Raw genomic sequence first — 26,415 nt, 5'->3', positions numbered from 1 at the left:
CTTAAAACCCTTTTAAATTATGAATTAATAGCAATGTATAAACCACAGCAAAGAGCGTGAACAGCGCATTCATCCCAAACCCGCCCCATCGGAACAGCAACTTTTTCGGGATGTCGTACATGGGGTAGTACGCTATTTGTGTGGCGACTTTCCCTACCCAATAGGCCGCTATCAATCCGGTAAGAGCTATGGCAAGATGCGTCTGGTCTTTAAGGTCGTCGGGGATAAGGATAGCGATAAGCCCAAAGCTGAAGTTCAGTCCCTGAATGTAGCGCCCGTAGGTTTTCGCGATCTCCTGGTTGAGAGGTTTTAGCTGCTTTACATCATTATACCAGTCGAAAACACGATGGCGGATGTAAGGGTAAATGAGCGCAGTGAATATCTGGCCGATACCTCCGAGGATAATAAGCCAGTTGGGGATGGTGAAGTTCATGGTTTGTTTTGTTTAGCTTTTATATAAATTATAATCGAAAGATTGAGCGCGAGTGCAGGCGGTATTGCGACGATCCAGAACCAGTCGGTGAAGATCCACAAGGCAAAGAAAGCTGCAACCCCAATAAGATAAACTCCTGTATAACTATCCCTGTAGCCGCTATCAATAAACATCCCAATACCTACTATTACATGAAATGCACCGGTAACCATAGTCAACAGCATGCCGACAATTAGTATCTCGGAGTCGATGAGCCATCCCAGCCCCATAAGCAGTAGCGGAATGCCTACCACCGCATAATTCATGTAATTTACATTTTTCATATACTATAACTTTTAAAGTTTCAGAAAACAATGAAACAATTAATCAAATTTTTTTACTTCATTATTTTAAGGACAAGCCTTCCCAGCCAGTTGTCTTTGAATTCGGTTGCTTTTTCGAGCATATTATCGGCTTTAAGCACAAAGTCGTATAGCTTTCCGGTTTGGTCTGTAAAGTGTTTTGCTTCCTCCGATTTATCATCTTTAACTGCTGTCGATACTTCCTTCAGTACTTTAAGGGCAGGTTTTATCTCGCGCCTGCTGCGTTCCTGTGCGATCTTTACGGCCAGTTCGTCAAGGTCTTTCTCGGCGGTAAAGAACTCCTTGCGCTCTCCTTGTTTGAATTCCTTATACACGATGCCCCAGTCCATCAGCGCACGCAGGTTCATACTGGCATTGCCGCGGGATATCTGGAGGTCTTCCATTATGTCCTCCATAGAAAGCGGCTCGGGAGAGACCATAAGCAGGGCGTGAATCTGCGCCATGGTCTTATTGATTCCCCACTGGGAGCCCAATGCGCCCCAGGTCTGTACGAACTTATTTTTTGCTTCCCTGAATTCCATGTGTCAAATTTAGAAATTATTTTTAAACTTTCAAAAATAAATGAAAGTTATTTTTGCCTGTTGTTTCAAACTTTTGGAAATCAGTTAAAAATACTTAGTGTTGGGGATGTTTTTGGTTTTGTCTTTATACGATATTTGTCAATTAAACCGAAAAGTTATGATACCTTCAAACCAAAATGGGAAACAGGATCCTGAATTGATCTCATACCAGCAGTTACGAAAATTAATAGGAGTACTTGGATTGTTGCTGCCAATTATACTTCTGGGTGGCCACATTATAGGTAAGGATACTGCCGAACCCTATTTTTTGGACTCAATAAGCCACTACTATTATTCTGTAATGGGTGATGTGTTTGTTGGCATTCTATGTGCAATAGCCATATTTCTGTTTACTTATAAAGGTTATCCCGACGGTAATGACAATATTGCGGGCAACCTGGCATGCCTGTTTGCTTTGTGTGTCGCTTTTTTTCCAACTTCAAAGGACAGCTCAACAACAACAGTGAGTGTTGTTCATTATATTGGGGCCTGCCTTTTCTTTGCTGCTTTGGGATATTACTGCCTGGTACTCTTTACTAAATCAAAAGGGACTTTAACAGAAGAAAAGAAAAAACGGAATAAGATATTTAGGAGTTGTGGTTACATAATTGTTGGCTGCATTGTATTGCTTGCGGCTTATCGAATCCCGGCAATCAATGAAATACTTAAAGATACCTGTTATTTCCTGGTTTTAGAAATAGTCGCTCTTTGGGCTTTTGGTATCTCATGGTTGGTTAAAGGCGAAGTAATTTTAAAAGACTAAATAAAAATCAAACCCCGAAGTCATAAACTCCGGGGTTTGTCTATTATCTCACATCTATCATCTCTTTGTCTGTTCCTAATTCCCCCTTCGGGGTTAGGGGGCCAAAAGCCCAGCCCTCTTCAGCAATGCCTCCGGCCTCGGCTCCTGTCCACGGAAACGCTTATATAATAGCATCGGGTGTTCTGTACCACCTTTAGATAGTATGTTATCTTTAAATTTCTTAGCTGTTTCTTTATCAAAAATGCCTTTTTCCTGGAAGAACTCAAATGCATCAGCATCCAGCACCTCCGCCCATTTGTAGCTGTAATAGCCAGATGAATACCCACCCTGGAAGATATGCGAAAAAGCCGTACTCATGGCATTTCCCTTCACATCGGGATAAAGCTGGGTAGCTGCGAACTGTTCCGTCTCAAAAACTTTCACATCCGTAATGCCGCTTGGGTCGGCGCTGTGCCATCCCATATCCAGCATCCCGAAGCTCAGTTGGCGCATCGTCGCGATCCCTTCCTGGAAGCTCGCGCTCTCTTTTATTTTTTTGATGTATTCCATCGGGATCATCTCGCCTGTCTGGTAGTGGTGTGCAAATAGGGCAAGGGCCTCCGGCTCATAGCACCAATTCTCCATCACTTGGCTTGGCAGCTCTACAAAATCCCAGTAAACACTGGTGCCCGAAAGGCTTGGGTATACAGTATCCGCCAGCATGCCATGCAACGCATGCCCGAACTCATGGAACAGCGTTGTCACTTCATTGAACGTCAGCAGCGACGGCTTGGTTTCTGTGGGTTTGGTAAAATTGCACACTATCGAAACGTGCGGCCTTTCGTTCACGCCGTCCTTTACATATTGCGATTTGTATGATGTCATCCACGCGCCGTTTCGTTTCCCTTTTCTCGGGAAGAAATCGGCATAAAAGATAGCGACAAGGTTGCCTGCCTCGTCTTTCACTTCATAGGTCGTAACGTCCTTATGGTAGGTATCAATGTCCTTCACTTCCTCAAACTTCAGCCCGTACAGTTTTCCGGCAATGGTAAACGCACCATTCAGCACATTTTCCAGCTTGAAATACGGTTTTAGCTTCTCATCATCAAGGTTGAACAGCTTTTGCTTCAGCTTCTCCGAATAATAAGCGCCATCCCATTTCTCCAGATGGTCGAGCCCGTCCAGTTCCTTGGCGAATGCCGTCAGTTCTGCAAACTCCTTTTCGGCGGCGGGCTTGGCTTTCGCCAAAAGGTCCTGCAGGAACGATTTTACTTTCTCCGGACTTTCGGCCATGCGCTCTTCAAGAACAAAGTTGGCGTGCGACTGATATCCCAATACGTTAGCGCGCTCATGGCGCAGTTTCGCTATTTTCAGTACGATATCTGCATTGTCAAACTCGTTCCCCTGGAATGCCCGTGCACCAAAGGCAATGGCAAGTTGTTTACGCAGTTCACGGTTATCGGCATAGGTCATGAAGGGGACATAGCTCGGATAGTCGAGCGTAAATACCCAACCCTCTTTTTCGAGGCTCATGGCAAGTTCGCGTGCCGCTTCTATAGTCCCTTCAGGTAATCCCGAAAGATCTTTTTCGTTGGTGATGTGTAGTTGGTACGCATTCGTTTCAGCCAAAACATTTTCTCCGAACTCAAGGCTCAGTTTCGAAAGTTCCTTGTCGATCTCACGAAGCCTGATCTTTTTATCTTCGGGCAGGTTGGCGCCGTTGCGCGAAAAGCCTTTGTATTTTTTCTCAAGGAGCGTAGTTTGCTCTGCTGTTAGGTTCAATGTATCTCTCTTGTCATAAACGGCTTTCACCCTTTCGAACAGGTCCTTGTTCAGGCGTACGTCATTTCCGAATTCCGAGAGCAGGGGAGAGACCTCCATCGCGATCTTCTGTATCTCATCATTGGTTTCCGCCGAATGCAGATTAAAGAATATAGATGAGGTACGCTCCAAAATATCCCCGCCAAACGACATGGCTTCAATGGTGTTCTTAAACGTCGGCTCCTCCGGGTTAGCAACGATGTCGTCAATTTCTTTACGTGCAATTTCAATACCTTTTATAAAGGCCGGCATGAAATCTTCGGTCTTTATCCCGCTAAATGGTGCGGTATCGTGTTTTGTGGTAAATTTTTGTGTGAGTAGGTTCATATTATATATGGCCGTAGTATTTACGGATTTCTTTTCTGATTGATTTATTGCTGCTGCGATTGTCGAATACTGTGATTACTTCGATTCGTTCCTTGAGTATTCGATATAAAAATGAAGTTTGTTTTGTAACAATACAAATATGGAGGTTGAAGTGTTTTTTGGATTTAATGCAACTCTCCGGAAATAAAGCAATATGCTTTAATTTTTCTTCAAATTTTTCAGAAAAGGCTTCTGAAGATTTTTGAGACCATTCTTCTATCAAATAATCCAAAACTAAGTCAAGTTTTTCCCCTGCAAGTTCGGAGAGAATTACACTATGCATTTCTGAGCTTTCTTCTTTTTTTGAAATCTTCCCAAGTGATGCTTTGGCCGCGGTCTAGTTGCTCAATGCCATATCGGATCTCAAGCTTTTGGTCTTCGGTAAACTCATCATAAAAATCTTTCTTCTCCTTAAATAGGAGTTTACGCACTTTATCAATAAGCTTGGAATCATCCGACTCCAATATCATCTTTGCCAATTCTTCTTTTGTTGCCTGAAAGTCCATAATTGCATTTTTATCAAAGTTACTAATTATCGTAATTTGAATGACTTAAAATTATTTAAAATATTTTGGATAACAATTCGCATTTCTGCCATTAACCTCAAAAAACTATTCCTTATTCCTCAATCCCTCCGAAGCCTTATTCACCGCTTCCCTCAGTCCTAACTTGTAGGCTATAATTTTTGCCTGCACGATCTTGTCATGGCTGCCTATTATCTGTGCGGCAAGTATCCCGGCATTCTTCGCACCATTTAAAGCCACCGTAGCCACAGGTACGCCGCCCGGCATTTGCAGTATAGAAAGCACACTGTCCCAACCGTCAATGGAGTTGCTGGATTTTACAGGTACACCGATTACGGGTAGCGGACTCATAGAGGCCACCATACCCGGCAAATGTGCCGCACCACCGGCACCGGCTATAATTACCGAAATCCCCTTGGTATGTGCATCCTTGCTAAACTCAAACAGTTTTTCGGGCGTACGGTGCGCCGATACAATATCGACCTCCGTTGTAATGCCGAATTCCTTCAATATATCTATGGCATCCTGCATCACCGGCATGTCCGATATGCTGCCCATTATTACTGCTACTTTCATTTTTTATTGTTGTTGGTTGTTATTATTTTGGGCGTGCCGGCTCCGTGCCTACGCCGTCGGTCCGCCGCGGCGGATATATCTGCTCCATGCCTTCGCAGGATACCGCCTCTATCCCTCACGCGGAGCTGCACGTTTCCTTTCATGGCATCGGACTTCCGACATCGGACTCAAAACTCTATACATTCAGAGGAGCAACCCAGAACCCGAAACTCGAAACCCGAAACTATTTATGCAATAACCCTGATCGTATTCTTCACTTCCTCGGCAATCTTTCGTGCCTGCTCAATATCTTTGTTCACTATCGTTACGTGCCCCATCTTCCGGAAAGGCCTTGTTTGCTTCTTCCCGTAAATGTATGGTGTAACGCCATCCATCTTCAATATCTTTTCAATATTCTCATAGATAACATTGCCACTGTAGCCTTCTTCGCCAACCAAATTTACCATGATACCTGCTGCTTTGCTGTCAGTATTGCCCAACGGAAGGTCGAGTATAGCTCTCAGGTGCTGCTCAAACTGCGACGTGTAGCTTGCCTCAATAGAGTAGTGCCCGCTATTATGCGGCCTCGGCGCTACCTCATTCACTAAGATCTCATCATCAATGGTCTGGAACATCTCCACGGCCAGGAGTCCGACATGGTCAAAATGCTTCGAAACTTCCAGCGCGATAGCACGGGCTTTTTGGGATACCACATGGTCAATACGTGCCGGGCAAATAACATACTCCACCTGGTTAGCTTCGGGATGGAATTCCATCTCTACAACCGGATACGTTTTTATCTCACCCGAAGGGTTGCGCGCCACGATAACCGCCAACTCATTCTTGAAAGGTACCATCGCCTCGGCAATGCACTGTACATCCGGCAGGCTTTCCAGCGTCTCCGCATTGCGTACCACTTTTACACCCATGCCGTCATACCCGCCTTCGGTGCTTTTCCATACAAAAGGCATTACAATTTTCCTGTCCTCTACAGCAAACCGAAGGTCGGCCAGTGTTTCAAATCTCCTGTAATCTGCTGTTGGTATATGGTTCTTTTTATAAAAATCTTTCTGTATGCCTTTGTTTTGGATAAGGTTAAGCGTCTTTGGCGAAGGATACACCTGAATGCCTTCCGCTTCCAGTTTTTCGAGCGCAGTAATATTTACATGTTCTATCTCGAAAGTAAGCACATCCACCTGTTTCCCGAAGTTATACACGGTGTCATAATCCATCAGGTCACCCTTGAAGAATTGGTTACACCCAATTTTACACGGTGCCTCATCGCTCGGGTCGAGCACATACGTCTGGATATCAAATTTCCGGGTTTCTGTGAGCAGCATTTTGCCTAACTGGCCGCCGCCCAGTATGCCCAGTTTAAAATCAGAAGAAAAATAGTTCATTGTTGTGTTGTTGTTTCAATGCCAAAGATACTATTTATTACTAAAATGGTTTCGCCAGTAATTACACAAATTACCATAAATTGAATTATTGAAATTACTGCAATTATCGAGAAAAACATGTAGTATTTTTTCGATAATTTTAGCATTTGGCGCACCTTCATATATAAAATTATATTTGTATTTTAGAGGTTCATTAATCCGGAACAGTTTATTGTACGGATGCAAAAGGACCTATATGAGATTAACCGTAGAAAGAAAACCGGCAAAAGTACTTCCGGATACAAGGCGTGTAATAGCACGCTATTTTTTTAATGGCGAGGAAAGGGCAGTCGAATTGCTCAAAAAAATACTGGCTCTTGACAAAGAGGAAACCTTCGGGCTGATATCCCCTTTATTACAGGATTTCTCCAAAAGGCACCGGAGCATTACCAAAAAGCTTTTCAACCACTGCGAACGCGTAAAGAAATATATTGCAATGGCAGGTGGTGATTTCGAAAAGCTCGATGATTATACCAAGCTGCTTATCGGGTCGTATTTTACCCATGAATATTCCATTGAATCGGCAGCATTCTTTAACCCGTCCATAGTGCCCGACCCCGACCAGTCCAACCTTGAAGAAGGCCAGTTGCGCGTTATCATCAGCTTTAGGGCAGTGGGTGAGGGACACGTATCTTCGGTGGTATTCCGCCGGGCGATGATCGACAGGAACAATGATATCACGGTAATACCTGCAGGTAATTATATCGATGAAGCCGACAAGATCCACAATATTGTTTACCAAAAAAGGCTGTTCCTTAAAAAAGCGCTCGAAGCCGACATCAATAACGAGTTCATTAAAACGGTTACGGAACAGCTCGAAGACCGCTTTGATTATGAGCAACTGAAAAAACTGGTGCTTGAAGCAAAACAAAAAACCGATGATCTTACCATCATAAAGCAGTACGACCTTATTTTGGCACTGTCTGACAGTTACCGCAGGATAAGCTTTTCTAAAGATACTGATATCAGCGACCGCGTTATTTTCCCTATCTCCGATTTCGAATCGAAAGGTATCGAGGATGCGCGCTTTGTAAAGTTCACGGACGATAATGGCAAGGCAGTTTACTATGCCACATATACCGCTTACGACGGTGTGCACATCATGCCGAAGCTGCTTAAGACCACCGATTTTTACGAATTCAAGACCAGCCCGCTCAATGGGGCAGGTGCCAAAAATAAGAACTTGGCACTGTTCCCGAGGAAGATAAACGGTAAGTATGCCATGCTGTCGCGCATAGACGGCTGGAACAATTACCTAATGTATTCGGATAATATTAATGAGTGGGAAAACCCTGTTAAGATCCAGTCGCCCGAATACCATTTTGAATTTGTGCAGATCGGAAACTGCGGCTCGCCTATTGAAACTGAATACGGCTGGCTTGTCATTACGCATGCCGTTGGGCCTATGCGCCGCTACACGATTGGTGCATCACTTCTTGACATCAACGACCCGTCAATAGAGTTGGGCAGGCTCCGCGACCCGCTCATCGTACCAAACCCTGACGAACGAGAAGGCTATGTGCCGAATGTAGTCTATTCCTGCGGCTCGGTTATCCATAATGGCGAACTGATACTCCCATACGGCCTTTCCGACCATAGTTCAGGCTTTGCAACGGTTAACCTTAAAACATTGCTCGATAGGCTGCGTAACGGTGGATAGTTTAGTTTTCAGTCGCAGTCACAGTTTTCAGTAAGTTGTCCGGTTTTATAAGTCAGGTTAAAAATTTAACAAAAAGCTTCTTCCTGATTTCCATAAGAGTGAAGCTGCCCCCTCTCTTTTGGAGAGGGGGGTGGGGGTGAGGCCAAGAGATACAAAGCTTCATCCCTAATTTCCACAAGAGTGAAGCTGCCCCCTCTCTTTTGGAGAGGGGTTGGGGGGTGAGGCCAATAGAAATTAATCAATAAAAAATAGTACTTGGAACGCTTTTTCGCAAAAAACCCCGCGCTGTTAATAAAGGAATTCCGTTCCTTTCTAAGCGTCCGTTTCGGACTCATCTTTGCCCTGAACATGCAGTCCACTATTATTTTTTATTGGGTGTACCACATTACCAATGATAAGCTGGCGCTCGGCTTCGTTGGCCTTGCCGAAGTAATACCCGCTATCGGCTGCTCGCTTTTCGCCGGCCATTTTGTCGACTTGAGCGAAAAGCGCAAGATGCTGCTTTTCTGCATCACCAGTTATATCGTCGTTGGTACCAGCCTGTTTATGCTTACTACCCCGTTCGCTTTCGATAAGCTCGGAATGCCATCCACGCTATACCTCATCTATTTCTTTGTCTTTTGTGGGGGAATAATACGCACCTTTATGGGCCCGTCGATGTTCTCACTGTTCGGACTGGTAGTGCCCAGGGAGCACTTCCCCAACGGGACAAGTTGGAGCAGTATGGCATGGCAGACCGGCGCTATGCTCGGGCCGCTTGCCGCCGGGCTTATGATTGCACTCAACAGTATAACAACAGGGATGTTTGGGGTAGTCCTGATACAGATCGTCCTGCTTTTCCCAATGCTGTCCATTAAGCGAAAGCCCATCCTTAAACAAGAGAAAGAACCCATGCTTCAAAGCCTTACGCAGGGAATTCGGTTCGTAGTAAAAACGCCTGCCCTGCTCGGGGCACAGCTGCTTGATATGTTCTCGGTGCTGTTTGGCGGTGCCGTGGCCCTGCTGCCCGTTTTTCAGAAAGAGATATTGAATGTAGATGAAGTAGGCTTCGGCCTGTTGCGTTCAGCGCCGGGGGTAGGGGCATTGCTCACGTTAGGGCTGCTCGCATTTTTACCCTTAAAAACTTATCCCGGAAGAAAGTTATTCATAGCGGTAACAGGCTTTGCGTTCTGTATCATCGGCTTTGGGCTTTCCACTAATTTTATATTATCGTTCTTCATGCTGCTGTTTTCCGGCATGTTCGATGCTGTGAGCGTTGTCATCCGCAGCACGATACTGCAGCTCGTCACACCCGACAATATGCGCGGCCGTGTAGCTTCTGTAAACACCATCTTTGTAAGTTCCAGTAATGAGTTGGGCGACTTCGAAAGCGGCGTTATGGCACACTGGCTGGGTACAGTCCGGGCGGTGGTTGTTGGCGGCTGCCTTACGCTCGGGGTGGTTGCAGTCACGTTCTTCGGAGCACCAAAACTGCGGAAGTTCAACTATGATGAGGAGGCCTCACCCCAGCCCTCTCCAAAGGAGAGGGAGTAGCTTCACTGGTGCCTGATAATTCGTAATCTGGGCGTGCGTTTCCTTTTCCCGGCAAAGGCCGCCGCACGGGTCGGGCTATCCGCTCTATCCCCGCTGAAAAGCGGGGGATGCCGCTTCTATCCCTCACGCAGGCCTCACCCCCGGCCCCTCTCCTTTGGAGAGGGGAGGAGCTTCACTCGTGCCTGCCTGAAATTATGAATAATCGGTTTCTTCGAAAAAAAAATCATGGTCATCCGCCCGATCAGTATTCCACTTAATCCGTCACGCTATCTTTGAGAGATTCCGATAGCTGTCGGAAGGCATCAGGATCAATCGTAAGAGTAAGCACACCCGAGTGAAGCTACCCCCTTTCCTTGGGAGAGGGTTGGGGAGAGGCTTATTCCACTTCCACAAACTCCTTCTCCGATTTAGAGATAACAATAGTCGCCACGCCATTTCCAATAAAATTAGTTATCGCCCGAGCTTCACTCATAAATTTATCCACGCCCAAAAGGAACGCCAGCCCTTCAACAGGGATCTTATGAATGGCTGTCAGGGTAGATGCCAATACGATAAACCCGCTACCGGTTACGCCCGCCGCACCTTTAGAGGTCAGCATCAGTAGGCCTATTACGGTGACAATCTCCCCAAAACTCAGGTGCACATTATAAAGCTGTGCAAGGAATATCACCGCCATCGAAAGGTATATCGAAGTTCCGTCAAGGTTAAACGAATACCCCGTAGGCACCACTAACCCCACAACCGACTTGCTGCAGCCCATCTTCTCGAGCTTTTCCATCAGGTTGGGTAAAGCACTTTCAGACGATGAGGTGCCTAAAACGATAAGCAGTTCGGCCCTGATGTATTTTATGAATGTAAAGATGTTCTGTTTGTAATACTTCATGATACCGCCCAATACCACAAAAATAAATATCGCCATTGTGATATAAACCGTCAGCATCAGTTTGCCCAACGGAATTAAGGTGTGCAGCCCGAACTTCCCAACCGTAAATGCCATTCCCCCAAAAGCTCCCAACGGTGCAAGGTACATTACCCACTTCAGGGCCTTGAATACATATTTTGAGCAGGTGTATAAAACGCCGATAGCCTGCTCACGTTTTCTGTAATAATTCAGCGCTACGCCTACTATTATGGCAGCTATCAGTACCTGCAACGTAATGTTGTCCAGGAAGAATTGCAGCCAGCTGAAGTCTTTTACCCCTTCCGTATATTTTGATGGGTCCTGCATATTTAGACCTGTTTTGTCTATTTTGCCAGGCTCCATAAAGTAGGCAACTGTCACGCCAATCGCCAGTGCGAATGTGGTGACGATCTCAAAATAGATAAGCGATTTCAGCCCGATGCGCCCCACCTTCTTAAGGTCGCCCATTCCTGCGATACCCAAGACGATCGTCAGGAAAATGATAGGCGCAATGAATACCTTGATGACCTTGACGAACCATACCCCGATAACTTCCATTTTCACGGCAGCCGCAGGCTCAAAATGCCCTAGCAATATCCCTGCAAGTATCGCGATCAGTACCCAGAAAGTAAGGTTGGTGGTTATCCTGAACAGCAGGCTTTGTTTGGGTTGTGGGATGTCGATATTCGGTTTCATTGTGCCGAAGATAAGGATTATAAGGAAATACCGCAAAGGATCGCAAAGAAGGCACAAAGATTCGCAAAGGCTTTTGCTAAATGAATTCAATTCTTATATGTCTTTGCGATCCTTTGCGGATCTTTGTGGAATAATTAAAGAGCTATCCTCCTCAAAATATCCTTCGTCGCGCCCTTATATGCCGCCGTATGCTTCACCGAATCTTCCGATAAGATGCGCTGTAGTTCCGGGTATATCCAGTCTTCTTTTTTGCCAAGAAGATAAAGCGTCCGCATGGAATACGCTTTAGCGGCGACCTTCCCATCCGGGTCGATGAGCCAGTCAAAGCACGCTTCGGTTATTTGCTCGGAATGGGTAGGGGAAAGGAACGGCTCTTTCTGTTGTTTGGTAACTGCAAACAGGCATATTTTTGAAATAGGACGTATAGCGCTTTCATCACGGTATTTCGCGAGCGTATCACAAAATGCATCGAGGTGGGGAATAAGCCATTCGATTTTTGCTTCCATAACCAGTTCCAGTATCCAACAGGCTTTATGGTGGCTTTTATCTTTCGTATCAAACGCAATGTGCAACAGGTCCGGCAGCAATTCCGGGTTGCCCAGCACCTGCCCAGAAAGCAGGTCGCGGATAGGCCTGTGGGCAGTGCTGTTTATGATGCTGTTATAAAATTGCTCGTTCAAGAGGAATGATTTGAAAGCGAAAATACGAAATTTTACGGTTTGTCATTCTGAACGGAGCTTGCGGAGTGAAGAATCTCATTCCTTTAGAGAGATGCTTCCTTCGTCAGCATGACAAGAACTAAAAATTATAACTAAACGAAACATTCCCATAATAATTCATCGGCAGCCCCGGATAATAATACCGCGGCGAACCCCCGTTCACACCGGTAGCATTCACCAGGACCATCGATGCATACCTTGTGTCCGAAGCATTATTGACCCCTGCGGAAATATGTGTCAGAAACCCTTTGAACAGCTCATGGCGCCATCCTGCTTTTGCGTTAAGCAAATTGTAGCTGTCGGCATAAAGGGAGTTGGCATCATTTAGCGGAAGCCTGTCTACATAATAATAGTCAGCAGAAAGGTACAGCCCTTTTGGCATAAGCAACGTAAAGCCTGCGTTGATCTTATTGTTAGGAACGCCGGTCAAATCGTTACCTGAATAATCGGTGCCATTATTAAGGAACTCCTTAAACTCATATTTTCCTATCGATGCAGCGGCATAAGGTCGTAGGGCTAAGTCAGTACCCAGTTGCCAGTTGTAGTTTATGGACGCCTCAATACCCTGGTGCAATGTCTCGCCTGCATTTACACCAACATACTGGTCGTCACCTACGCGCTGTGCCACAAGCAGGTCCTTTATCTGCATTCTATATAATGAAACTTCGGCATACAGGTTTTTATCCAAAAGGTAAAATTTGCCCCCGACTTCAAAGTTATACCCATTCTCAGGTTTTATGTTCGGGTTGATGTTGCCATCGGCAGTCAGCGTTTCTTCAATTGACGGAAGCGAAAATCCACGGCTTACCGAAGCATAAATTGTTTCCAATTTTGAAGGCTTGTACAGCAATGATACCTGCGGCGACCAGATGCCTTCATAACTGTAATTTTCCGAAGATGCAGCATCAGCAGGGAAGGTGTTGTCCAATTCAAACTGTGTCTTATTATAGTTAAGTCCCACCTGCACTTCAAACTTTCGCGCAAGTTGTACCCGTAACTGCGCAAACACATTAATGAAATCGCGCTTTTGTTCGGAGCCGGTTAGCCTTTCTCCCTGAAGTGACCCCTGTCCGTTGTTGTCTGCGTAAAGGTTAGCATAGGTGCCGCCTTTAAATCCGTCATTAAAATATTCAAGCCCTGCAATGAACTGCGATTTCATTTCGCCCAATTTAAAATCGCCAAAAAACTGCGTTCGCGCTCCCCATGCTTTGGTGTCCTGTCTAAGGATATCAAACGGGCGCGGCTCATAGCTTTGCTTAAAGTTAACAAATACCGAAGTGGAGTTCTTCAGCCAGTCCGCTGCCTGCCAGTCATACGCAAGTCCTCCCAGATACGAATCATATTGCTCATATCCTTTTGAAGCGTTCCATGTAAAGGCCGCCGCCCTTGGGTTGTTCTCAAAAGTTTGTTTATCAATAGAACTGGGAATGAAAGCCTTCATGTAAGTATAATTCCCAAAATAAGTCAGTTTGCTGTTTTTCCTTCGGAACAATTCTCCTGCCAGGGTCACGCCCTCACGATTATACGCGCTGTTGTCGCGATAGCCATCGGTCTCCAGTTTGTGGTAGCTAAGGTTCAGGCTGGCAGTTTCGGTGTTCAGGCTGTAGCCAATGGTGTTCTTCATCAACCCGAAAGACCCATGTGTGCTACTGATTCGGGTCGTGCTTCCGGATGCCGACGCCAGCTTTGGCGAAAGCAAAATAGCCCCGCCAAGCCCCGCGCCATAGAGGCTGGAAAGCGGGCCTTTGATAACCTCGATCTGGTCGATTATCTCAAGGTCGATGTCTTCAATGGTTGTTTCGCTATCGCCCGATGTCAATGGAATACTCCCATAAAAAGCCCGTATTTTGTTTGTGCCATACGGTGTCCTCGCGCCAATTCCCCGGATCGATATACGGTTGGTATTGATGCCGCCCGACTGCATGAACACACCCGGGATCGTATTCAGCACCGGCGAAATATCCGAAAGGTTATTGCGCTGTATCAGTGCAGCAGACAATACACCAATTGATGCCGGGGCATTCAAAAGGCTGTCATTGATATGGTAGTTGCTTATTATAACTTCCTGCAAAGTGTTTTTGGCAGAAAGGCTGTCAATGGGCTGTTGCGCAAAAGCATTTATTGTAAAAAGAAAAAGTAACGGAAGTAGTTTTTTTAGCATGGTATAAAGCTAAGGAATTCGTGCACAATTTGTCATTCTGACGAAGGAAGAATCTCTAAGATCGTGAATAGAGATTCTTCACTCCGCTGCTCTTCGTTCAGAATGACACACACACACTATGTAGCTAACGTTTGTTCTTTGGTATTTGCCTTTTGGTGCTTTTACCACAGTGTAGCTAAGTTTGTTATTTGAAATTTGCTTTTTGGAATTTATTTAGAAACACTTACTTTCCAAATCGTATTCCCGCTATCATCATTCACCAATAGCGAACCGTCATTCATTACGGTTACATCCACCGGGCGGCCCCAGACTTCGGCTTTTTTCTCATCGGCAATAAAACCGGTAAGGAAATCCTGCGGTGGGCCAGATGGTTTGCCATCTTTAAACGGCACGAAAATCACTTTATACCCGCTTAATATCGAGCGGTTCCAGGAGCCGTGCTGCCCAACAAAAACGCCATTCTTATATTGTGCAGGGAAAGCATCTTTAGTATAAAAGGCAAGCCCCAGCGATGCGGTATGGCTTCCCACAGGAACATCAGGCACAATAGCTTTGGACACAAGGTCTTTACCCTGTCCCTTCATGCGGGGATCTTCGATCTGGCCATAATAGGAGTAAGGCCATCCGTAAAAACCACCTTCTTTTACGCTTGTAATATAATCGGGAACCAACTCATCACCCAATTCATCGCGCTCGTTAACGGCCGTCCATAATTCTTTATTAGAAGGGTTCCAATCCATACCCACCGGATTTCTGAGTCCGCTGGCAAAAATGCGTTCGCCGCTTCCATCCGGGTTGATCTCGAGGATACTGGCGCGTCTCGCTTCGACTTCGATGCCATGCTCAGCTACGTTGCTCGACGACCCTACTGATATATATATTTTCGATCCATCGGCGTTCGCCAAAAGATTCCGTGTCCAGTGGTTGTTGTATCCTTTTCCGGGCAGCTCAACAATTTTCTCGCCTTTGCCCTGCAGCTTCATGTCGCCATCTTTATAAGGATAGCGGTAAAGCCCGTCGGTATTGGCAATATAAAAATAATTTTTAAGGATCAGCATGCCGTAGTTCTGGTTCAGGTCCTCGGCAAAAACAGCACGGGTCTCAAATTTTCCGTCCTTATCCTTATCGCGTAGCACGGTTATTTGGTCGGCGCTTCCGCTCGTGCCCGACTCTGCCACAAAAATATCCCCATTAGGTGCGATATACGTGTTGCGTGGGTTCTTCAGGTCGGTGGCAAATTTAGTAACTGTAAATCCTTCAGGCGCTTTAGGTGTTTGCCCTTCCGGCCAGTCGACCATGCTGTTCTTTTTTGTTGCCGATTCAGAACTGAATGGTGCAGGCAGCGTGAGGTCGCCAATTGCCGTTTTTACTGTAGTGCTGCCTTCAGCCCTGGCTTCCTGTTTTTCCTCTTTGGTAACACGGTCTTTTTTACAGGATCCAAGCGTTGCCAGAGCAATAAATGCAAATGTGATATAAGATGTTTTCATGGTAAAAGTAATTCGTTTATTCAATGCTTAGCGAATTTACCCATTTGCTAATCCAAAGCCTTGACTATTAGCGGTATTTTAACATTCATAAAAATATTACAAATTACTAAAGTATAGTTAAGGAGCTGTCAGCGAATTAGTATATTTGCAAATTATTCCAAATCATTAAATTAATAGATTGATACAGCTTCACGACAAACATTTTGTGCCATTTATTACTGCCGATGACATTGATGCGGTGGTAACACGGATGGCAAAGCAGGCCGAAAATGACCTTAAGGGTGAAATTCCGGTTTTTATTGGCGTGCTTAACGGCGCGTTCATGGTGGTTTCCGATTTTGTAAAACATTACGATGGCCCCTGCGAAGTGAGCTTTGTAAAACTGGCTTCCTACGAAGGTACCGAAAGCACCGGCGAGATAAAGCAGCTCATCGGCCTTAGCCAGAGCCTTGAGGGCAGGAGCGTGGTCATTATCGAAGATATTGTCGATACTGGCAACACCATTGTTGAACTTAAAAAAATGTTTGAAAGCCAGAACGTTAAGCAGCTGAAGATCGCAACGCTGTTCTTTAAGCCCGAAGCCTACACCAAAGACATTGCCCTTGATTATATCGGCTTCGAGATCCCTAACAAGTTCATAGTAGGCTACGGCCTGGACTATGACGGGCTGGGGCGCAACTTACCTGAAATTTATCAATTACAATAAATAACACAACCTAAACACACAATGATCAATATTGTACTATTCGGAAAGCCGGGCGCGGGAAAAGGAACCCAGGCCGAATTTTTAAAGACAAAATACAATCTGAAGCATATTTCTACCGGCGACCTTTTCCGGTTCCATAAAAGCAATAATACCGAACTAGGCCAGCTTGCCCAGTCGTATGCTGATAAAGGTATGCTGGTACCGGATGATGTTACAATAAAAATGCTGCAGGACGAAGTAGAAAGGAATCCTGATACCGATGGTTTTCTTTTTGATGGCTTTCCAAGGACAATTAACCAGGCCGAAGCCCTTGATGCATTTCTTGAATCGAAAGGATGGAAAGTAGATGCTACGATAGGACTTGAGGCTGATGATGAGATATTGGTACAGCGCCTTCTCGAAAGAGGCAAGACCAGCGGGCGTGCGGATGACCAGGACGAGAACCTGATACGCAACCGTTACCAGGAATATAATGAGAAAACCGCGCCACTTATGGACTTTTACAAGAAACAGGGTAAATTCCATGGCGTTGACGGCACCGGCGAAATAGCCGAAATTACAAATCGATTAAGTTCGGTAATCGATACGCTTAACTAAAAATTCCACCATTGGAAATAGCCATTATATTATTTCTTATTATTCTTAATGGGGTGTTCTCCATGAGTGAGATCGCACTGATCTCGGCCCGTAAGAACCGCCTTGAAATGGCTGCCAAAAAGGGCAATGCCAGCGCGCAGGCCGCGCTCGACCTTGCCAACGCACCGAATAAATTTCTCTCAACGGTACAGATAGGCATTACGCTCATCGGGATCCTGACCGGTATTTACAGCGGTGATAAAGTAACCGACGATGTGCGGGTTTTTGTAGCGCAATTTGAAGTCCTGAAGCCTTATGCCGAAAATATTTCGGTAGGTATTGTGGTTGTGATACTGACGTTCTTCTCATTGGTGCTGGGCGAGCTACTCCCAAAAAGGATAGGGCTCAACTACCCTGAAGCTATTGCAAAAGCGATGGCCCTGCCGATGAAGTATATTTCAATTATTACCGCGCCTTTTATATGGCTGCTTACCTCTACCACCGATTTCTTACTGAAAATATTCAGTATACGCCCAACGGCAGACGGGAAAGTGACCGAAGAGGAGATCAAGGCTATTATTAAGGAAGGTACCGAAGGTGGCGAAGTACAGGAGATAGAGCATGATATTATGGAACGTGTTTTCCATATTGGCGACAGGAAAGTAAACTCGCTGATGACCCACAGGAAATCGGTGGCATTCCTTTCTACGGAATCGGATAGTGCCGGCATACGCGAAATAATGCTTCAGGAACTGCACTCGGTTTATCCGGTTTGCGAGGGCACCAGCCTTGACGATGTGATAGGTATCGTATTGCTGAAAGACATTTTTGCTAATTTTGACAAGCCCGATTTCAGGCTGAAAGATATTGTAAAAGAACCGGTGTACCTGATAGAGCACACATCTGCCTACAAGGCGCTGGAAATTTTCAAGAAAACCAAGGTGCATTATGCATTGGTGACAGACGAGTACGGCATTTTCCAGGGTATAATCACCCTGAACGATATATTGGAAGCCCTTGTGGGTGATGCGGCGGACTTTTACCATGACGAATTCCAGTTGGTGGCCCACGAAGACGGCACCTGGCTGGTAGACGGGCATTACCCGCTGCACGACTTCCTTACGTACTTCGACCTGGATGAGCTGACTAATGATTATGAAGTGACTACCGTAAGCGGCCTCATCATGACCGAACTGTCCTACATCCCGAAAGAAGGAGAAAAACTGGCATGGCACCTGTTTGAACTGGAAGTGGTAAAAATGGACGGCGTGAAGATCGATAAGGTGAAAGTACGTTCGTTAAAGGAATAAAGTTGAATGTTTAAATGTTGAAAGTTTAAATGTTCTGTATGAATAAAAACAAGTTTCAGGCGAAGTTAAAAGTGCTGATTGGCAACTTTGAACTTTGAACTTTAAACTTTAAACTAAAAAGATGACAGAAGGAAATTTTGTAGATTATGTAAAGATATATGTGTCTTCCGGTAAGGGAGGCAAGGGATCTACGCATTTGCACAGGGAAAAATTTATTGAAAAAGGTGGCCCTGACGGCGGTGACGGCGGACGCGGCGGACACGTATATTTGGTAGGCAGCAAAGGGTTGTGGACATTGTTCCACCTGAAGTTTGCGCGCCACATTAAGGCAGGGCACGGCGGCGATGGCGGTAGCGCACGGAGCACCGGGGCTGATGGCGATGATAAGTTCATCGAGGTGCCACTGGGTACTGTCGTAAAAGACAAAGAGACAGGTGAGGTGCTTTTTGAGATAACCGAAGACGGCGAAAAACAAATTATAGCCAAAGGCGGAAAGGGCGGTCTGGGCAACTGGCATTTTAGGAGCTCGACCAACCAGACACCAAGGTATTCCCAACCGGGTATGCCATCAGAAGAAAAAGATATCCTGCTTGAGCTTAAAGTTCTTGCTGATGTAGGCCTTGTAGGTTTCCCGAATGCGGGAAAATCGACACTGCTTTCGGTGCTGACATCAGCGAAGCCAAAGATCGCTGATTACCCGTTTACGACACTAAAGCCGAATCTGGGTATCGTATCCTACAGGGACTATCAATCCTTTGTGATTGCTGATATTCCGGGTATCATAGAGGGCGCAGCGGAAGGCAAAGGCCTTGGGCATTACTTCCTCCGCCATATTGAAAGGAATTCGACATTACTGTTCTTAGTCCCGGCAGACGCCGAAGACATCAAGAAACAGTATGAGATACTTCTTGACGAATTGCGCCGCTACAACCCTGAGATGCTTGATAAAGACAGGCTTGTAGTGGTCTCAAAATCCGATATGCTGGATGATGAGCTTAAAGCCGAAATGAAAGCGGTGCTTGATAAAGAATTTGAGGGTATACCTTATATGTTCATATCCTCTGTAGCACAGCAGGGGCTGACTGAATTGAAAGATAAGTTGTGGCAGATGCTTAACAACTAAACATAGAAAGCGCCGAAAGGCGCTTTTTTTACATCCAGTCATTGCGAGGAGGAATGACGAAGCAATCTTTCCATGTCACCAAAACGACTTACTGCCAGAAGGAAAGATTGCTTCGTGCCTCGCAATGACGGTGCGTGAAAAATCTTCGATTATCCGCGTTCTATTTGAGATTTCTCCTACAGTCGAAATGGAAAGCACGCTACGTCTTAAGAACCTTCCTCACCACTTTCCCAAACCTTCCTTCAAAAGTAACGAACAACGTCCCGTTCCAGTTATCGGCAAGGCTAAGGGTTATTGTTCCGTTTCCATTAGGAATTGTATTGTTGTAAAGCTGCTGTCCTAATAAATTTTTTATAGTAATCGTAACCGGTCCGTCAATTTGGTTGAGGTCGAAATTCACCGCATCTTTCGCCGGGTTGGGATACGCTGCCGAAATTCCTTTAACGGCCCACTCCTCAACAGAAAGCACTTCGCTGTTTATCGTCCAGAATCCTGTAGGGGCAACCATAGGCCTTGTCAGGCTTTTGCCCGAATTGGCATGCGCCCAGATGTAATATTCCACGTCGTCGCCTTCCTCGTTTACAGGGATATTTGCCGCCCAGTCACCCTCCGCCAAAGCCATTGCAGTTTCATTCCATGCAACAGTTCCGGCATTGCGCCAAAATACTTTCGCGTTGCTGATTCCGGAAGCATGCTTTATCATCGCATGGATATTCACCATAGTTCCTGCGGCGGCTTCCTTCACAGCCTGGTGTACGATAAGCAAAGGCTCATCTACACCAATGGTATGGGTAATGCAGTGTATCGCACCCGAAGATGCGATAAGTGTCTCATCAGGATCATCCACATCAATGCCCACAATGGTATAACCGGGCATGAGTTCCTGATAAAGGGCGATGGCAGCGGCATCGGTCTCCGGCCTGTAAAGCGGGATAAGGACGGTTTTATTTACGATAGTCGCATTGCTGTAGGTGCGGTAGTAGCCATCAGTGTCAGGGTAATTGCCCGAGGTACTTGGCGGCGCATCGACCCACCGTACTTCATACGGCGTACCAAAAGGCGACAGGTAATTGGCAAGCACATAATTTATATTGGCCTCTATCTGCGGGCCATCGGCAACACCTTCAGGATAACGGCTTACGAGCAGCGTTTCCTCATTCAGCAGCTTCATGTGCATATCAATGTGGTGGATGCCATCGTAAGGCAGTGTTGGCATTTTAATGTAGTTCGTAATGCCCATGTAACTCTCCATAATGCCGTCGATCTGTTCTTCGCTTTTTACCGAAACGCCATACGGGTTGCCTTCGTTATTTTCATCAAGTATCAGTTCGGATGCAAAGGCATTGCCCAATCCGTCCGACATCCAGTTGCCGCCGGTATTCACAAGGTCATTCAGTCCCGAATCGGTTACATAGATAGGTATGCCCGTCAGCGCCGCATGTGCCGAAGGCATCACATTGTCATTAGGCCTCGGGCGGTTATAGATCCAGTCCAGCAGCGCTCTTTCGCCCACGTCGTTGGCATAAACGGTATTGGCGCTGTAATCCCGGGTCCAGATGCTGTCCCAAGGTGCATTCATAAAGATGATATTGGTAAGGCTTATCCCGTTTGAGGTGAGGTATTCAGATACTGATGCCTCATCCTCGGTAGTGATAATGACTTTGCATTCGGCTACACCGGCCTGAACGATCTGACGAAGGATATTCGGGTACCACGGATCCCAGGTCACAACAAGGTATTCCACCTCTTCCCATTCGGCAGCGGTGCGCACGGCGGAGGGCGGTGGTGGGGTCATCATCGCATTCCTAAAGCTAAATCCTGAAACAAGGTTCCTTTCAGCCTGCGTAAAGCCATTCGGCAACGGAATTTCCTGTGCTGAAAGGGGTGGTGAAGCTATAGTTAAGGACAATAAAAACAGAAAGGAGTATAGTTTTCTCATAAGCTGGCTTTGAGACGAATATACTCCTTTTTTCGAAATGTTTATGTGTTGTAAAACCGTTATTTCTGCGCAGGGATTCTCAACACTTGTCCGGGATATATTTTGTTAGGATCGCTTAGCATGGGTTTATTAGCTTCAAAAATGACATTGTATTTCTGCACATCACCATAATATTTACCTGCTATTTTGGAAAGAGAATCTCCTGATACTACCGTATAATATTGCGATTCAGGTTCCGAAACCGTTACGCGCATTTTGTTTTCTACCGATTCAACACCCTGAACATTACCGACAGCAAGGCCTATTTTTTCGGCATCGGCCTGTGTGTCAACTTCGCCTTCAAGCACTACTTTACCGCCTGTAGCCGATATCTGGATATTTTTATAAGTAAGCCCAAGCTTTTTTACGAATGCCATCAGGTCACTCGCATTTTTGTGTTCCTGCTCCGGGGTCTGGGCATTGCCGCTTAATATTTTTTCGCCTAATTCCTTCATGAATGATACTGTGCTCATAACGTATGTTTTTAGTGAACAACTAAGTTAACAAACCCCGCTGCGCCATAAAAACGTTGGAATTACATTTAGCAAATGTTTATGCTTAAAGCAGTGAAAACGCTAAGGAACCGTTAATTAAACTTCCCCGATCCTTTTAAAGAAAGCGTCCTTATAGGTGTTCCCCAGCGGCAGTTCTTTTTCTTTTACAAAAACCGAAAAGCTATCAGTGGTATCGATCTGTTTTATAGCTACGGCAAAGGAGCGGTGTATCTGGATGAAATCGGTCGCAGGCAGTAGGTCGAGGATATTCTTCAGCGAATTATGGGTAATGATGGTGCCATTCGCCGTATGAATGCTCACATAGTTCTGCAAAGCTTCCACATATAAGATATCGTTCAGGAAGATCTTGGCGAATTTATTCTTTCCATCGGTCTTGATAAAAATATAATCTGTAGCAGGGGCGGCCGGCGCTGAGGTTGTTTTGGCTTCAGAGCTGAGTTTCGATACCGCCTTATAAAAACGCTCAAACGCGATAGGCTTCAACAGGTAGTCGGTAGCATTAAGGTCAAAACCCTCCAGTGCAAAATCAGGATAGGCTGTTGTGAAAATGACCTTTATCCCCTCCGGAAGTATTTTGGAAAGTTGAAGGCCCGTGAGCTGCGGCATCTGTATATCAAGAAAGATGACATCCACTGAATTGCTATTCAGGAATTCCAAAGCCTTTAGCGAATCGCTGAACACGGCAAGCTTTTCTAAAAACGGTATACGCTCCACATACTTTTCGAGCAGGCGGATGGCAGGCGGTTCGTCGTCAACAATTATACAGGTTAGGTTCATGGCCGGTTGAGCGGGATTTTTAAATAAGTTGTAAAAATATCATTTTCCGCGGTCTTATCCAGTACAAAATTATCGCCATAGGCATAGCCCAGCCTGTCATTCAGGTTTTTGAAGCCGATGCCTGTGGAAGAATAATTCTCGCCCTGCTGGATATGGTTGCGGGTGCGTATTTCGAGAGAACCATCTGAAATAACAATATTGATGGATGCCTCTTTAGTCTTATCATTAATGACCCCGTGCTTGAAAACATTCTCCACAAAATGAATGAGTACCGCAGGCAATATCGTTTGGCCTTCAGGATTTCCTTCGATGGAAAACGCCAAAGACATTTGGTTCTCGAACCGTTTTTTCTGCAGGCTGATATAGTTTTCGATAAACTCCAGTTCCCTTTCCAGAGGTACACGCTCCTTGTCGCTTTCAGTAATAATGTAGCGCAAAAGGTCGGAAAGCACAAGCAGGTCGGCGGCGGTTTCTTCGTCTTTCTCTACCCATTCGCTGTAAAAGGAGTTGAGGGTATTGAACAAAAAGTGCGGGCTTACCTGAGACTTGAGCAATGCGAACTGTGCGTGGCGGTTTTCGAGTTCCAATAATTGGTTCCTCGTCCGGTACACATGCGCCTGCCAAGAGAGGTACACTATTACCGAAAGCAATATCGACGGGAACCCGAAAAAGAAATTGTCCCAAATGTAAAAAGGGAATTTTAAGGATTCCGGACCGTAGTTGTGGAAACCGGTAAGGTTGTATATCACAACTTCTTCTATCATATAGCGCAGGCCCGTAAACAGAAGCAGCGATACAGGCACCGACAATGCATACAGCAAAATGCGCCTGCGGTTGAGCAATGCAGGGCATATGAGATAATAGTTAAAGAGGTAAATAATAAATATCGTAAAGATATGTGTGAACCCGAAAAGGAGTCCGTAGAAGCTTAGCGTAACCGTAAGGCTCTCTGCCCTGGAACCCATGTCCCAACCGACGGAGAAGAGGAATAGCGCCACAAATAGCAATACGTGGTAATAAAAAGGGATCTTCTGTTTCATAGTTATGGATTATGTGCCAAAGGTATCCATAACAATAAAGGTAGCTTAATTATTTACACCAACGGCGGTTTTTGGTACACGAACGACCTAAAATGAGTACCCGAAATTTTTAGATATATAAAAATGTGTTTTGACAAAAGTAGGTGCCCATCCGTCAAAAGTTTTAAAACTGCCATGATCCTGCCTGTAGTTTTGAACCAAATTTAAAACCAGTACCATGAAAAAAATAGCATTATTACTTATCCTCGCTTCTTCTCTAATCTCTTACGGACAGGCGAAAAAGAAACAGATACTAGTGATCGGCACATTCCATTTTGAAAATCCGGGGCACGATGTTGCACAGTTTAACAGCTTTAATGTAATGACACCGAAAAGCCAGAAAGAGCTTGAAAATATCAGTAATAAGATAAAAGCCTTTGCGCCGGATAAAATATTCGTGGAATGGCCATATGAAAAACAGGCTTCGCTCGACAAGTTTTATAAAAGGAATGCGGACAGCCTGATAGCGAACAAGGCTGACGAGATCGTACAGGTGGCGTTGCGTTCTGCAAAAAAGCTTAACCACAAAAAGCTGTACGGCATAGATTATAACGAGACTGTTTTTCCGTATGACAGCCTTGTGGCCGAAATGAAAAAGGCAGGTCAGGAGAACCTTATAAAGCAAAGTGATGACGTAATGAAGGAATATGAGATCGCTGAAAACAAAAAGATAGCGACCTATACATTGACGGAATTACTCCTTAACCACAACCTGCCGAAAGAAGATCATGAAAACATCTCGTGGTATTTGAGTATCGCTAACAGGGGTGGCGGCAGTGGCAACTTCACGGGCGCTTACCTGGTGTCCGAATGGTACCGCAGGAATCTCTATATGTATTCTTTACTGCAAAGACTTACGGAAGCGAAAGACGACAAAGTAATGGTAATGCTTGGGGCTGGCCATACAGCCATGCTTCGAGAGTTCATTAAATATGACAGCACTTTCGAGATCGTTGAACTGAAAGATATACTGAAATGAGAAAGTTGGTCTTTGCGATTATAACGCTGGTTGCGGGTGCGGTGCAGGGTGTCTTTTCGCAGGAAATGCTCACGAGAAAGCAAATGATACAGGATATTGATGTCATGGTATATGGAATCAATTATTCGCACGTCGATCCGTATCACTACAGGAACAGGGAAGAATGGGATGTGTTCGTGAAGCAAATGAAATCAGGCCTGCCGGACAGCCTTTCGAATTTCGGCTTTTGGCGGAAAACAGAACAGTTGCTTGTGTTCATGAACGATGCGCATACGCGTACCTATCCGTGGAAGTATCGAGAGGAGTACATAAGCCGGGGCGGAAAGTTTTTTCCTTTTACCATCCAAAAAAAGGATGGCAGCTATTATCCGCTCCAAAACTTAGGAGACAATTTGCATGCTGATGCTTCGCGCCGGATCATCAGCATAAACGGCATATCTATGGATACTATTTATTCGGCAATGACAAAACAATGCGGAAAGGAACTCGACTTTTTGGATGAGCGTGCCATTTGCAACTCATTTCCTTATTATGTATGGAAAGTTTACGGATGGGAACCGCCTTATAGTATTGTATATTCCGACAGCGAAACGCCCGTTATGACCGAAGGCATTACTTACGAGCAGCTCAACAAAGAAGATGTGCCTTCGCAAAAGAAGGAGGTATGCAGCCTGTCATTCCCTAATGAAACATCGGCCCTTATAACTATTACCGATTTTGATACAAAGCCCCGGAGTTACTACAGGAAATTCTATCGCAGGACATTCCGTGAGCTGAACCGCAGGGGAATAAAAAAACTTGTGATCGACCTGCGTGGCAATGACGGGGGTGATGACCGCTACTGCGAAGACATGGCGCGCTACTTTGCCGATAAGCCATTCCGCATATCGTCACGTACGCTGTGGAAGGTAACCCCGGAGTTCCGTAAAAATTTTGAACTAATGTACATACCGGGTATCCTGCGTTGGGTAAAGTTTCTATATGGTATAAACGAGCATGCCGGTGCCATCCGGAAAACCAAAGACGGCGCTATAGCAGTTGTGGAGCATAAGGAACACAAACCTTTCAGGTCGGCACTAAAGCATCCCAAAAATGTATACCTCCTCATAGATAATGATACCTTTTCTGCCGGTTCGATGTTTGCAGCTATGGTAAAAGATTACAGGCTTGGCACGCTCGTAGGACAGCCCACCGGTAACCTCTCCAGTTTTTACGCCGACCCGCTTATATGGTATATGCTGCCTAATAGTAAAATTACCTTCCAGGTTTCCACAAGCCTTAATATACGGCCGGACGGGAAGCTTGATAATGAAAGTATTACGCCGGACATCCTGTTGCCGCAAAGTGAGGATGCGCTGGAATATGTACTAAGGGAGTTGCTATGATATAAAAAGTATTAGCTGATTATTTATA

General features: G+C 45.4%; 25 protein-coding genes. 9 read left to right on the top strand and 16 right to left on the bottom strand.

What is annotated here, in order from left to right:
• Position 1 precedes the first annotated feature (1 nt).
• The 3 genes from AAEO56_RS14805 to AAEO56_RS14795 are packed head-to-tail and all read right to left on the bottom strand — an operon-like array spanning position 2 to position 1,316.
• Positions 2-433 carry a hypothetical protein gene (locus AAEO56_RS14805; protein WP_341697839.1) on the bottom strand — a complete coding sequence of 144 codons (432 nt, stop codon included), beginning with the start codon at positions 431-433 and terminating at the stop codon, positions 2-4.
• Positions 430-756: a hypothetical protein gene (locus AAEO56_RS14800; RefSeq protein ID WP_341697838.1), complete on the bottom strand. Its 327-nt coding sequence runs from the start codon at positions 754-756 to the stop codon at positions 430-432. The genes AAEO56_RS14805 and AAEO56_RS14800 overlap by 4 nt, the downstream gene beginning before the upstream one ends.
• A gap of 53 nt (positions 757-809) precedes the next feature.
• On the bottom strand, positions 810-1,316 hold the full coding sequence (locus tag AAEO56_RS14795) for a GbsR/MarR family transcriptional regulator (RefSeq protein WP_341697837.1): 507 nt from the start codon (positions 1,314-1,316) through the stop codon (positions 810-812).
• Positions 1,317-1,473: 157 nt separating this feature from the next.
• Between AAEO56_RS14795 and AAEO56_RS14790 the strand changes: the two genes are divergently transcribed.
• Positions 1,474-2,118, top strand: a complete 645-nt coding sequence (locus tag AAEO56_RS14790) for a hypothetical protein (RefSeq protein ID WP_341697836.1) — start codon at positions 1,474-1,476, stop codon at positions 2,116-2,118.
• 93 nt (positions 2,119-2,211) lie between these two features.
• Here AAEO56_RS14790 and AAEO56_RS14785 read toward each other — a convergent pair whose 3' ends face one another.
• The 5 genes from AAEO56_RS14785 to AAEO56_RS14765 all read right to left on the bottom strand — a co-directional run bounded on the left by AAEO56_RS14785 (position 2,212) and on the right by AAEO56_RS14765 (position 6,763).
• Positions 2,212-4,245 carry a M3 family metallopeptidase gene (locus AAEO56_RS14785; RefSeq protein ID WP_341697835.1) on the bottom strand — a complete coding sequence of 678 codons (2,034 nt, stop codon included), beginning with the start codon at positions 4,243-4,245 and terminating at the stop codon, positions 2,212-2,214.
• Position 4,246: 1 nt separating this feature from the next.
• Positions 4,247-4,567, bottom strand: coding sequence for a type II toxin-antitoxin system RelE/ParE family toxin (locus tag AAEO56_RS14780; protein WP_341697834.1), 321 nt, complete (start codon positions 4,565-4,567; stop codon positions 4,247-4,249).
• Positions 4,560-4,790 (bottom strand): hypothetical protein, encoded by a 231-nt coding sequence (locus tag AAEO56_RS14775; protein WP_341697833.1) that lies wholly within the window; start codon positions 4,788-4,790, stop codon positions 4,560-4,562. Before AAEO56_RS14775 ends, AAEO56_RS14780 begins: the two co-directional genes overlap by 8 nt.
• Positions 4,791-4,895: 105 nt before the next feature.
• Complete coding sequence (purE, locus tag AAEO56_RS14770; protein ID WP_341697832.1) at positions 4,896-5,384, bottom strand: 5-(carboxyamino)imidazole ribonucleotide mutase; 489 nt, start codon at positions 5,382-5,384, stop codon at positions 4,896-4,898.
• Positions 5,385-5,611: 227 nt separating this feature from the next.
• Entirely contained in the window at positions 5,612-6,763 is a 1,152-nt protein-coding gene (locus tag AAEO56_RS14765; RefSeq protein ID WP_341697831.1) for a 5-(carboxyamino)imidazole ribonucleotide synthase, read from the bottom strand.
• 235 nt (positions 6,764-6,998) lie between these two features.
• Here AAEO56_RS14765 and AAEO56_RS14760 point away from each other — a divergent pair, with 235 nt between their 5' ends.
• Together AAEO56_RS14760 and AAEO56_RS14755 are read left to right on the top strand one after the other, a co-directional pair.
• Positions 6,999-8,462 carry a glycoside hydrolase family 130 protein gene (locus AAEO56_RS14760; protein ID WP_341697830.1) on the top strand — a complete coding sequence of 488 codons (1,464 nt, stop codon included), beginning with the start codon at positions 6,999-7,001 and terminating at the stop codon, positions 8,460-8,462.
• 255 nt (positions 8,463-8,717) lie between these two features.
• Positions 8,718-9,995: an MFS transporter gene (locus AAEO56_RS14755; RefSeq protein ID WP_341697829.1), complete on the top strand. Its 1,278-nt coding sequence runs from the start codon at positions 8,718-8,720 to the stop codon at positions 9,993-9,995.
• Between the two features lie 376 nt (positions 9,996-10,371).
• On the opposite strand, the gene AAEO56_RS14750 is transcribed toward AAEO56_RS14755, so the two are convergent.
• From AAEO56_RS14750 to AAEO56_RS14735, 4 genes are all read right to left on the bottom strand, one after another.
• Positions 10,372-11,592 (bottom strand): cation:dicarboxylate symporter family transporter, encoded by a 1,221-nt coding sequence (locus AAEO56_RS14750; protein WP_341697828.1) that lies wholly within the window; start codon positions 11,590-11,592, stop codon positions 10,372-10,374.
• A 134-nt stretch (positions 11,593-11,726) separates the two neighbouring features.
• Complete coding sequence (locus tag AAEO56_RS14745; protein ID WP_341697827.1) at positions 11,727-12,272, bottom strand: hypothetical protein; 546 nt, start codon at positions 12,270-12,272, stop codon at positions 11,727-11,729.
• Positions 12,273-12,390: 118 nt separating this feature from the next.
• Positions 12,391-14,472 (bottom strand): TonB-dependent receptor, encoded by a 2,082-nt coding sequence (locus AAEO56_RS14740; protein WP_341697826.1) that lies wholly within the window; start codon positions 14,470-14,472, stop codon positions 12,391-12,393.
• 209 nt (positions 14,473-14,681) lie between these two features.
• Complete coding sequence (locus AAEO56_RS14735; RefSeq protein ID WP_341697825.1) at positions 14,682-15,959, bottom strand: PQQ-dependent sugar dehydrogenase; 1,278 nt, start codon at positions 15,957-15,959, stop codon at positions 14,682-14,684.
• Positions 15,960-16,137: 178 nt separating this feature from the next.
• On the opposite strand from AAEO56_RS14735, the gene hpt reads away from it, so the two are divergent.
• From hpt to obgE, 4 genes are all read left to right on the top strand, one after another.
• Entirely contained in the window at positions 16,138-16,665 is a 528-nt protein-coding gene (gene hpt, locus AAEO56_RS14730) for a hypoxanthine phosphoribosyltransferase (protein WP_341697824.1), read from the top strand.
• Positions 16,666-16,686: 21 nt separating this feature from the next.
• Positions 16,687-17,262: an adenylate kinase gene (locus AAEO56_RS14725; protein ID WP_341697823.1), complete on the top strand. Its 576-nt coding sequence runs from the start codon at positions 16,687-16,689 to the stop codon at positions 17,260-17,262.
• Between the two features lie 11 nt (positions 17,263-17,273).
• A complete protein-coding gene (locus AAEO56_RS14720) occupies positions 17,274-18,551 on the top strand; it encodes a hemolysin family protein (protein WP_341697822.1) in 1,278 nt (425 codons plus the stop codon).
• A gap of 121 nt (positions 18,552-18,672) precedes the next feature.
• Positions 18,673-19,674 (top strand): GTPase ObgE, encoded by a 1,002-nt coding sequence (gene obgE / locus AAEO56_RS14715; protein WP_341697821.1) that lies wholly within the window; start codon positions 18,673-18,675, stop codon positions 19,672-19,674.
• 199 nt (positions 19,675-19,873) lie between these two features.
• On the opposite strand, the gene AAEO56_RS14710 is transcribed toward obgE, so the two are convergent.
• The 4 genes from AAEO56_RS14710 to AAEO56_RS14695 form a co-directional block, all read right to left on the bottom strand.
• Positions 19,874-21,613 carry an agmatine deiminase family protein gene (locus tag AAEO56_RS14710; protein WP_341697820.1) on the bottom strand — a complete coding sequence of 580 codons (1,740 nt, stop codon included), beginning with the start codon at positions 21,611-21,613 and terminating at the stop codon, positions 19,874-19,876.
• Positions 21,614-21,672: 59 nt separating this feature from the next.
• The gene (gene lysM, locus AAEO56_RS14705) at positions 21,673-22,125 is read right to left on the bottom strand and encodes a peptidoglycan-binding protein LysM (protein WP_108776558.1); all 453 of its coding nucleotides are present in this window, start codon (positions 22,123-22,125) and stop codon (positions 21,673-21,675) included.
• 117 nt (positions 22,126-22,242) lie between these two features.
• A complete protein-coding gene (locus tag AAEO56_RS14700; RefSeq protein ID WP_341697819.1) occupies positions 22,243-22,944 on the bottom strand; it encodes a LytR/AlgR family response regulator transcription factor in 702 nt (233 codons plus the stop codon).
• The gene (locus tag AAEO56_RS14695) at positions 22,941-23,984 is read right to left on the bottom strand and encodes a sensor histidine kinase (RefSeq protein ID WP_341697818.1); all 1,044 of its coding nucleotides are present in this window, start codon (positions 23,982-23,984) and stop codon (positions 22,941-22,943) included. The genes AAEO56_RS14700 and AAEO56_RS14695 overlap by 4 nt, the downstream gene beginning before the upstream one ends.
• Positions 23,985-24,201: 217 nt before the next feature.
• Here AAEO56_RS14695 and AAEO56_RS14690 point away from each other — a divergent pair, with 217 nt between their 5' ends.
• Positions 24,202-25,002 carry a DUF5694 domain-containing protein gene (locus AAEO56_RS14690; protein WP_341697817.1) on the top strand — a complete coding sequence of 267 codons (801 nt, stop codon included), beginning with the start codon at positions 24,202-24,204 and terminating at the stop codon, positions 25,000-25,002.
• Positions 24,999-26,387, top strand: coding sequence for a S41 family peptidase (locus AAEO56_RS14685; RefSeq protein ID WP_341697816.1), 1,389 nt, complete (start codon positions 24,999-25,001; stop codon positions 26,385-26,387). Before AAEO56_RS14690 ends, AAEO56_RS14685 begins: the two co-directional genes overlap by 4 nt.
• Positions 26,388-26,415 lie beyond the last annotated feature (28 nt).

Origin of the sequence: Flavobacterium arundinis, assembly GCF_038289855.1 — a bacterium.
In the GTDB taxonomy this organism is placed as follows: domain Bacteria; phylum Bacteroidota; class Bacteroidia; order Flavobacteriales; family Flavobacteriaceae; genus Flavobacterium; species Flavobacterium arundinis.
The sequence above is the reverse complement of the archived record's forward strand: the minus strand, read 5'-3'. Positions and strand labels throughout refer to the sequence as shown.